This is a genomic window from Prosthecobacter sp. (assembly GCF_049294395.1).
GTDB lineage: Bacteria > Verrucomicrobiota > Verrucomicrobiia > Verrucomicrobiales > Verrucomicrobiaceae > Prosthecobacter.
Genome location: NZ_JBAQCR010000221.1, coordinates 22,622 through 30,478, shown reverse-complemented (window position 1 = coordinate 30,478; position 7,857 = coordinate 22,622). Strand labels below are relative to the sequence as shown.

General features: G+C 59.3%; 9 protein-coding genes. 4 read left to right on the top strand and 5 right to left on the bottom strand.

Annotation, left to right across the window (positions count from 1 at the left end; translation table 11 throughout):
• The 5 genes from WAW39_RS15375 to araD all read right to left on the bottom strand — a co-directional run.
• On the bottom strand, nt 1-824 hold an 824-nt coding region (locus WAW39_RS15375), incomplete at its 3' end, for a response regulator (RefSeq protein WP_422320081.1).
• Nucleotides 825-831: 7 nt separating this feature from the next.
• The gene (locus WAW39_RS15370; protein WP_422320080.1) at nt 832-2,430 is read right to left on the bottom strand and encodes a sensor histidine kinase; all 1,599 of its coding nucleotides are present in this window, start codon (nt 2,428-2,430) and stop codon (nt 832-834) included.
• A 29-nt stretch (nt 2,431-2,459) separates the two neighbouring features.
• Nucleotides 2,460-2,906, bottom strand: a complete 447-nt coding sequence (locus WAW39_RS15365; RefSeq protein WP_422320079.1) for a hypothetical protein — start codon at nt 2,904-2,906, stop codon at nt 2,460-2,462.
• A 349-nt stretch (nt 2,907-3,255) separates the two neighbouring features.
• The gene (locus tag WAW39_RS15360) at nt 3,256-3,498 is read right to left on the bottom strand and encodes a hypothetical protein (RefSeq protein ID WP_422320078.1); all 243 of its coding nucleotides are present in this window, start codon (nt 3,496-3,498) and stop codon (nt 3,256-3,258) included.
• Between the two features lie 17 nt (nt 3,499-3,515).
• Nucleotides 3,516-4,214, bottom strand: coding sequence for an L-ribulose-5-phosphate 4-epimerase AraD (gene araD / locus WAW39_RS15355; RefSeq protein WP_422320077.1), 699 nt, complete (start codon nt 4,212-4,214; stop codon nt 3,516-3,518).
• A 125-nt stretch (nt 4,215-4,339) separates the two neighbouring features.
• Between araD and WAW39_RS15350 the strand changes: the two genes are divergently transcribed.
• Genes WAW39_RS15350 through WAW39_RS15335 form a run of 4 tightly spaced genes read left to right on the top strand, consistent with a single transcriptional unit; the run spans nt 4,340 to nt 7,857 of the window.
• Nucleotides 4,340-5,341, top strand: coding sequence for an AAA family ATPase (locus tag WAW39_RS15350; RefSeq protein ID WP_397383846.1), 1,002 nt, complete (start codon nt 4,340-4,342; stop codon nt 5,339-5,341).
• Between the two features lie 13 nt (nt 5,342-5,354).
• Nucleotides 5,355-6,275, top strand: coding sequence for a DUF58 domain-containing protein (locus WAW39_RS15345; RefSeq protein WP_422320076.1), 921 nt, complete (start codon nt 5,355-5,357; stop codon nt 6,273-6,275).
• Nucleotides 6,272-6,832 carry a DUF4381 family protein gene (locus tag WAW39_RS15340; RefSeq protein ID WP_422320075.1) on the top strand — a complete coding sequence of 187 codons (561 nt, stop codon included), beginning with the start codon at nt 6,272-6,274 and terminating at the stop codon, nt 6,830-6,832. Before WAW39_RS15345 ends, WAW39_RS15340 begins: the two co-directional genes overlap by 4 nt.
• Nucleotides 6,829-7,857, top strand: a complete 1,029-nt coding sequence (locus WAW39_RS15335) for a VWA domain-containing protein (protein WP_422320074.1) — start codon at nt 6,829-6,831, stop codon at nt 7,855-7,857. The genes WAW39_RS15340 and WAW39_RS15335 overlap by 4 nt, the downstream gene beginning before the upstream one ends.

Sequence of the window (7,857 nt, the reverse complement as noted above, 5' to 3'; positions counted from 1 at the left end):
TCTTTGCCCACTTGTTGAAGCTCACCGTCCCATTCCCCGGCCTGCATGACTTTTCCGAATGCCTGCTGAAAAACTTCCGAGTTTTGGTCTTTGATCTCGGTCACCAGGCGTCCGACCGCCTCAGCCGCAGTCCAGCCATAGAGGCGTTCAGCGCTCTTGTTCCAATAGGTGATACGATGATCGAGACCACACACCAAGATGGCATCTCTGGAGAGTTCGAGCAGGGATGCTTTTTCGTGGGCTGCCAGCTTGGAAGCCTCCAGCTCCTGCGTGCGCAGTTTCACACGCTGTTCGAGGTCCTGAAGGTGAGATTTGGACTCCAGCAGCAACCGCGATTTTTCCGTGAGTGAAATGGCCAGCTGAAGCACTTCGATGATGTCGAAGGGCTTTTTCAAAATGAGCATGCGATCACGTGGCTTGATCTGCTCCTGCACCTCGCTCCAGCAGCAGTCCGCATAGGCGGTGCAGATCACGATCTGCATGTCTGGGCAGACCTGCCAGATCTGCCGAGTGGTCTCGATGCCGTCCCAGCCCGGCGGCATGCGGACATCGACAAAAGCCATGGCATAGGGCAGCCCCTCCGCCTGCGCGTTTTTGACCATCTGCAGTCCTTCCTCCCCCTGGGATGCGGTGTCGATGGTGAAAGTCTGTCTGGCGGTCTGCGCCTGAACCGGGGAGCCAAACAAGGCGGCCTCAGCAGCCTCCAGCGCATCATCTGCCGCACTAACCGGGGCCAGGATTTTGCGGAAGTCATCATGAATGGACCGGTTGTCATCGATGACTAAAATGCGCCGATGCGCAGCTGTCGTGGTTGTATTTATCATGGTTGGATTAATTTCCCAATGGCAGTGTCAAAGTGAAGGTGGCGCCCAGGCCCGGACCATCACTGTGAGCTTTCAAAGTTCCGCCCAGCTCCTTGGCCGCCAGCGCACCGCTGTGCAGACCAAAACCGTGACCCAGTTTTTTGGTGGTGAAGCCGTGGGAGAAAATGCGACTGAGGTTTTCGGGGGCGATGCCGGTGCCGTTGTCGATGACGGCAATTTCCAGCATGCCGTCCTGGTTTTGCGTCACGCGCACCATCATGCGCCGGTCACCCTCACTTTGATCCAGGGCGTGCTTGGCATTGCTCAGCAGGTTGACCAGAATCTGCATCACTTTATGCCGATCCGTTTTCAATGGCGGCACCTCAGCGATTTCACACACCACATTGACTTCATGACGAGTGAAGCTGGCGGCGTTGATGCGGAGGCTGTCGTCGATCAAGTCGGCCACGGAAAGCACCTCGACGACGCCGGTGCCACGTGCGTAGCGCTGCTGCATGGCCACGATCTCCTTGATGTGATCGATGTTTTTTTTCAGCATTTCCATTTCCTGCAGGATGGCCTGCCGAGGCTCTGCCAGATGCACCGCCAGCTTGAGCAAGTAGTCCGGAAGCATTTTTCCACGCGGGTCAGTGGTGAGGAAGGCGGGCAGGTCTGCCGAATTCTGCTGCAAGAGCTCGGCCACGTTTTTCAGACTTCCGGTCCTGAACTCGCGCACCTTGCTGGTCGCAAGCTCCGCCGAGACACCAACGCTGTTGAGGACGTTGCCCACATTGTGCAGCACGCTGGTGGCGACCTCCGCCATGCCAGCGAGACGTGAGGTTTCGAGCAATTCGGCCTGCGTCGTGTTCAATTCCGTCGTGCGCTCCACCACCTGACGTTCGATTTCCTCGTTGCTGCCTTCGAGTGTGGCGCGACGCAGAGCAATCTCGGACATTTCCTGGAGCATCCTGCGGATGGCGACGAACAGAATGGCGTCTTCAAACAGCACCCAGCCTGCGTGCTCGACCCAGCGCCATGAACTGGCGGTCAGCACACCGAACACGGACTGAGGCCAGTACAAGTCGCGGAGCAGATGATCAGCGGCGACCACGATGGTGGCCGTGGCGAGCACACGCCAGTCACGGTAAAAGGCTAGGAAGGCCAGGGAGCCGAAAATGTGAAAGTGCGTTTCGATGCGACCTCCCGTCAGGTGAATGAGCAGCGCCGAAGTCAGCACCTGGGCGACGGCAATGACATGACGGGTCACGGTCAAGCCAGGATGCTGCCAGGCGAGCCATGCCGGAAAACCGCTGATCGCTCCGCCGAGCAGAATGGCTGCCCAGACATGGACGTGGACCTGGCTGGAGTCTCCAATCCACGTGAGGGGGGAAATCCACAAGGCGGCTGCAATTCCCGCCAGCCATTGCACGATCATCAGCCGCGCAAACAGCTGATCGGTGTGCCGGTGCAAGTCATTCTCTGCGGCGCGAAACAACTCTGCCGCACGTTGTTGCAGTGCTGAGTCTGTCTTGGCCAATGGAGAGGCCGCAGTTTCATCGACCAGCGGGCTGGTTTGCTGACACACCCCGCTGGAGGAAACACGCAACAATGCGGTTGCTTGATTCAAGGGGAGACCTTGTGGCAGGTTGTTCGCGGCTACGGCTGACATACTGTGCATTCCTTTTGGTTGTTTACCCGTCCGAGAGCGCAGCCGAAAACAGGGGGGCTGATGGCAGGGGGGACTTTTTGTTTCAACAAACTCTCGACGGCATCCCGCCCGGGATTGTCCCCGGCATGGCCGCGGGAAAGGGTGATGCCGCCTTGGAAAACCAGCCCGCCTGCGGAATCATAGAGCAGTGTCTGGCCTGAGGTGACCGCCTGAAAAAGGCGGGCTTCATTGCCTTCATGATCGACATTTACCTGAACACCAGGGATGGCTGCGGCAGCATGCCACAGGTCGGTTTTCACCCATTCGTCCTCCATGCCCTGCGGCTGGATGAACCACACTTGAGCACTGAACTTTCCCTGGCAGTGTGCCACGAGTTGTTCCAGTTCTCCGAGGGTAGCGCGGGAGCAGGGGCAGCGTGGATGAAGAAACATCACGAGCTGGGACTGACCTGAATGACGATGTGCCCGGCTGTTTTTTGGCCATTGCACAGGCGGAGCGCCTATGGCACCGGCGGTTTGGGAATACTGAGCCATCAGCAAGCTTCCCGTCAGAACCACCACAAGCCACGCCACGGCAAAGGTGCTGGTTTTCAATGCAGCAGAACCAAAGCGCCCTGACCCAATCACCTTGTCAGGTGAGGGCGTCGAATGAACTGGGTTTGGCAAAACGGGGGTGATCACCCCTAAACATAAGGGTCAGCTCCAAAGCCCCCCAACTAAGCCATGCTTTATTTAGTACGACCGAACCGCTTAGTGCCGCAGCCCCTTTCAATTCTCGTTTTTATTAATTGAGTTCCAAAGGTATATCGCCGGACTCCGAGAATCTGCTGGGCTCGGGCCTGCGCAGAGCCCTGTCACCATTGAAGCTTTCGCTGTGAGCATGCTTATAACCAGCTGGATCGATCGTCTGCCAGAGCCTGTCCCGTCTTTCGCTGGAACATCCAGTCAGGAGATAAGCGGCCAGCAGCCCTGGGAGCAGAAGCAGGCGCTGAAAACGAATGGGGGAGAGAGGTTTGCGGGTTTTCATCAGTGAAGAAGGCTGGGTTATTTCTGTCCGTAATACGCGCCCGGGCCGTGCTTGCGCAAATGATGCTTTTCCAGGATATGCCCGGGGATGGGACCCAAGGCAGGATTCAGGGTGGCAGAGCCGAGGGCCATGTGAGCGCACATTTCGAGGGCGATGCTGTTCTTGAGCGAATCCATGGCGCTTTTGCCGAAGGTGAATGGCGCGTGATGGATTTGCAGCACAGCGGGCATTTCGAGCGGGCTGAGTTGCAGCTCGCGCAAGCGCTCGACAATGGCGACCCCGGTGAAATGTTCATAGTCCTGGGTCACTTCAGCGGGTGTGAGCGCACGCACCAGTGGAACGGTGCCGTGAAAGTGGTCCGCGTGCGTGGTGCCGAAGCAGGGGATCTCGCGCCCCGCCTGCGCAAACATGGTGGCATGCAGGCTGTGAGTGTGGGTGATCCCGCCGATTTCGGGAAATTCGCGGTAGAGGACGAGATGTGTTTTCGTGTCGGAGGAGGGCCTGAGGCTGCCCTCCACCACCCGGCCATCCAGGTCGAGAACGACGATGTCGGCAGGCTTGAGCTCCAAATAGTCCACGCCGCTGGGTTTGATGGCCCAAAGACCGGAGGCACGGTCGATGCCGCTGACGTTGCCCCAGGTGAGGCGTACGAGGCCGCTGGGTTCCAGGGCACGGTTGGCTTCACAGACTTGTTCACGGAGGTCTTGGAGGGTCATTGAAGGCAAGAAAGCCCAAACGTCTTACAATTCCAGCAACATAAACCGGCCCATGGGGCGTTAATACATTGATCCTTGAGAGTTGACGCGGGGAACGCCCCCGTTGACCAGTACCGCACAAACACATGCCCGCCTCCGTCGCCCCCCCTGCTGTTCCTGATCAGGAAGCCATCGCCAAAGCCTCCCTCTGGGTGGCTCCGCTCCGAACCGAAATCGCCCGCGTGCTGATCGGGCAGACCGCCTTGGTGGACCGCCTGCTGGTGGCGCTGCTGACCAACGGGCACGTTTTGCTCGAAGGTGTGCCTGGCATTGCCAAGACACTGGCGGTGCGCACGCTGTCGGGAACGTTGAAGGCCAAGTTCCAGCGCATTCAGTTCACTCCCGACCTGCTGCCTGCGGATGTCATTGGCACCATGGTGTACCATCCGAAAGACGGCACCTTCACACCGCGACTGGGGCCGATCTTTGCCAATCTGGTGCTGGCAGATGAAATCAACCGCGCACCGGCCAAGGTGCAGAGCGCCCTGCTGGAAGCCATGCAGGAGCGGCAGGTCACCATCGGTGAAAACACGCACAAGCTGCCCGACCCCTTCATGGTGCTGGCCACGCAGAACCCGATCGACCAGGAGGGTACGTACACGCTGCCAGAAGCCCAGCTTGACCGATTCCTGCTCAAAATCCGCGTCACCTATCCGACACCCGTGGAAGAACGCATGGTGCTGGATGCGATGGCCACTTCTGCGCCGAAACTCGATGTGAACCAAGTCACCGACGTGACGGCGATCAGCGCCAGCCGCGTGGTGGTGAACGATTTGTTCATGGATGAAAAGATCCGCGATTACATCGTGGCTCTGATCCATGCGACGCGCCACCCTGAGGCGCTGGCCCCGCACCTGAAGCTGCTCATCCGCTGCGGCGCATCACCGCGCGGCACGATCAATCTGGCGCTGGCCGCCAAGGCGCTGGCCTTCCTGAATGGCCGCAATTACGTCATTCCGCAGGATATCAAAGATCTCGCCCCAGACATCCTGCGCCACCGTATTCTGCTTTCTTATGAAGCCGAAGCTGAAGGGGTGACGACGGATGATGTGGTGAAGACACTCCTCGACAAGCTGCCTGTTCCTTAACACCGCCCACACTGTGAACGGGGAAACTGTGCAGAACGACAACGACGCCAGACTCACGCGCATCCTCAAGCGCGTGCGGCGCATCGAGCTGCTCACGCGAGGCATGGTGAAGGAGATGCTGGGCGGCCAGTATCACTCCCGATTCAAGGGCCAAGGAATCGAGTTTGATGATTTCCGGGAGTACCAACCCGGGGACGATGTGCGCTTCATTGACTGGAATGTGACTGCGCGCATGAACGATCCGTTTGTGCGCAAATATGTCGAGGAACGTGAGCTGACGGTGATGATCTGCGTCGATGTCAGCGGGTCGGGCGACTACGGCAGCCAGGAGGACTCGAAGCGCGAACGTGCGGCGGAGATTGCGGCGGTGTTTGCCTTCAGCGCCGTGCAGAACCAGGACAAGGTGGGGCTCACGCTCTTTTCCGACGGCATCGAGCACTACCTGCCAGCACGAAAAGGAGCGCCGCATGCCCTGCGCATCCTGCGTGACATTTTAAACAATGAACCCAAGAGGCACGGCACGGACATCAAGCCCGCGCTTGATCTTGCGCTCGAACGCATCGCCCATCGGGCACTGGTGATCCTGGTTTCTGATTTTATCACCCCTGACCATGCTTGGGAGAAAAGCCTGCGGGCTGTGTCAGCCAAACATGACGTGGTGGCGGCGCAGATTCTGGACCCGCGTGAAATCACGCTGCCGGACGCAGGCCGCGTCTGCCTCGAAGATCCGGAGACCGGGGAGCAATTTCTCGTCAACACCTCCCATCCGGCCGTCCGCGAGCAGTATGAACAACGTCTGGCGGAAAGACAGAACGCGCTGGTGCACCTGCTGCGGCGCTGCGGCGTCGAGCGCATCACCGTGCGCACTGACGAGGATTACGCGCCTGCCCTGAAAGCCTATTTCCGTTCGCGCAAAAGGAGGAAACGCGGATGAAGCCAGCGCTGCACTTCCTGCCTATTCTATTGGCGCAATTTCAGGGGCCGCCCCCGTTGCCGCATCCTGATCTGCCACCGCCTGACAGCGTGCAACTGCCGCCGCCCTGGTGGATTCCATGGGCGACCCTGCTGCTGCTTTGTCTTTTGATCGCCCTGATCGTCTGGCTGCTGGTGCGACCGAAAGAGACGCCATCAGCGCCTCTGCGGCAGCCGTGGAGCTCAGCCTTTCGCGCCTTGAATGAACTGCGCGCACGCATTCAAACCATCCCGCCGCAGGACATGAGCCACCGGATCTCGCAGATCCTGAGGCGCTACCTGCAGGAACGCTACTCCGTGCCCGCGCCAGCCCGCACAACACGCGAACTCTTTGAAGGCAAAACAGACCGACAGCCCGGCATGCAGGTGCCGAGGTCCCAGGGATTGTGGCGCGAACGGTTTGAGCCGGTGGCTCATTTGTGTGACGAGATTTCCTTCATGCCAGCCCCACGTACGGAAGAGGAATCGACGATGCTCATCGATCAAGCGCTCGCACGCATGCAGGAGGAGAAACCATGATCATTCCGGGCTTTCCTGCATTTCAGATTTTCCACCCCCTGTGGCTGCTGCTGCTGCCCCTGGTGCCACTGCTGGCGATGCTGCGTGGTGCACGTGGCAAACGGGCTGCCATCAAATTTCCCACCGCCTCCCTGCTGGGTGAACTCGGACGACCAGCGCGCAGCAGTCTTGGAGGCTTCGTCTTTGGACTCATTCTAACCAGCCTGATCTTTGGCATCCTGGCGCTGTCGCGGCCGCAGAAAATTTTATCTTACGAAGAGGAAAAAGCCGATGGCATCTCGATCATGCTGACGGTGGACGTCTCGCTGTCGATGCTGATCGAAGACTTCTACATCGGGGGGCAGCCCGTGAACCGTCTTACGGCGGCCAAGCGCGTGATGTCGGACTTCATCAAAGGGCGCCGCAGTGACAAAATCGGCATCGTGGCCTTTGCCGGGGAAACCTACCTGCCCTGCCCGCTCACGCTTGACCGTGACTGGCTGATCAACAACCTCGACCGTGTGCAGACCCAGCGTGTGGGTGACGGCACTGCGATCGGGTCCGGCATCGCGTCCGCCGCCAACCGCATGCGCCGAGAAAAATCGCCTAGCAAAGTCATCGTTCTGCTGACGGATGGCGCGAACAATTCCGGCCGGCTCAGCCCGCAGGATGCAGCGAAGCTGGCGGCCACGCTCGGCATCAAGATCTACACCATCGCCATCGGTACGCCGGGCATTCACAGCATCCCCGATCCCCGGCGCGGCACGTTCACGCCGGTGGGGCAGCAGCTTTTTGATGAAGGCACGCTCAAGGAGGTCGCGGCCATCGGCAACGGACAGTTCTACATGGCGCAAAACCTGAGTTCGCTCAGCGATGTGTTTGGCACCATCGACAAGCTCGAAAAAACCAAAATCGAACATCACAAAATCATCGAAACCGAAGAGCTGTTTCCCTGGCCGCTCGCCGTTTCCGCCATCGCGTTGTTTCTCGCGCTGCTGCTGTCTTTGACCGTTCTGCACTCGGCCCCTGAGCCGGTCGCCACCTGA

Excerpts from the sequence above, each read along its gene's own strand:
- araD (WP_422320077.1), bottom strand. The coding sequence starts at position 4,214 with ATGACCCTCCAAGACCTCCGTGAACAAGTCTGTGAAGCCAACCGTGCC.
- WAW39_RS15350 (WP_397383846.1), top strand. The coding sequence starts at position 4,340 with ATGCCCGCCTCCGTCGCCCCCCCTGCTGTTCCTGATCAGGAAGCCATC.
- WAW39_RS15340 (WP_422320075.1), top strand. The coding sequence starts at position 6,272 with ATGAAGCCAGCGCTGCACTTCCTGCCTATTCTATTGGCGCAATTTCAG.
- WAW39_RS15360 (WP_422320078.1), bottom strand. The coding sequence starts at position 3,498 with ATGAAAACCCGCAAACCTCTCTCCCCCATTCGTTTTCAGCGCCTGCTT.
- WAW39_RS15335 (WP_422320074.1), top strand. The coding sequence starts at position 6,829 with ATGATCATTCCGGGCTTTCCTGCATTTCAGATTTTCCACCCCCTGTGG.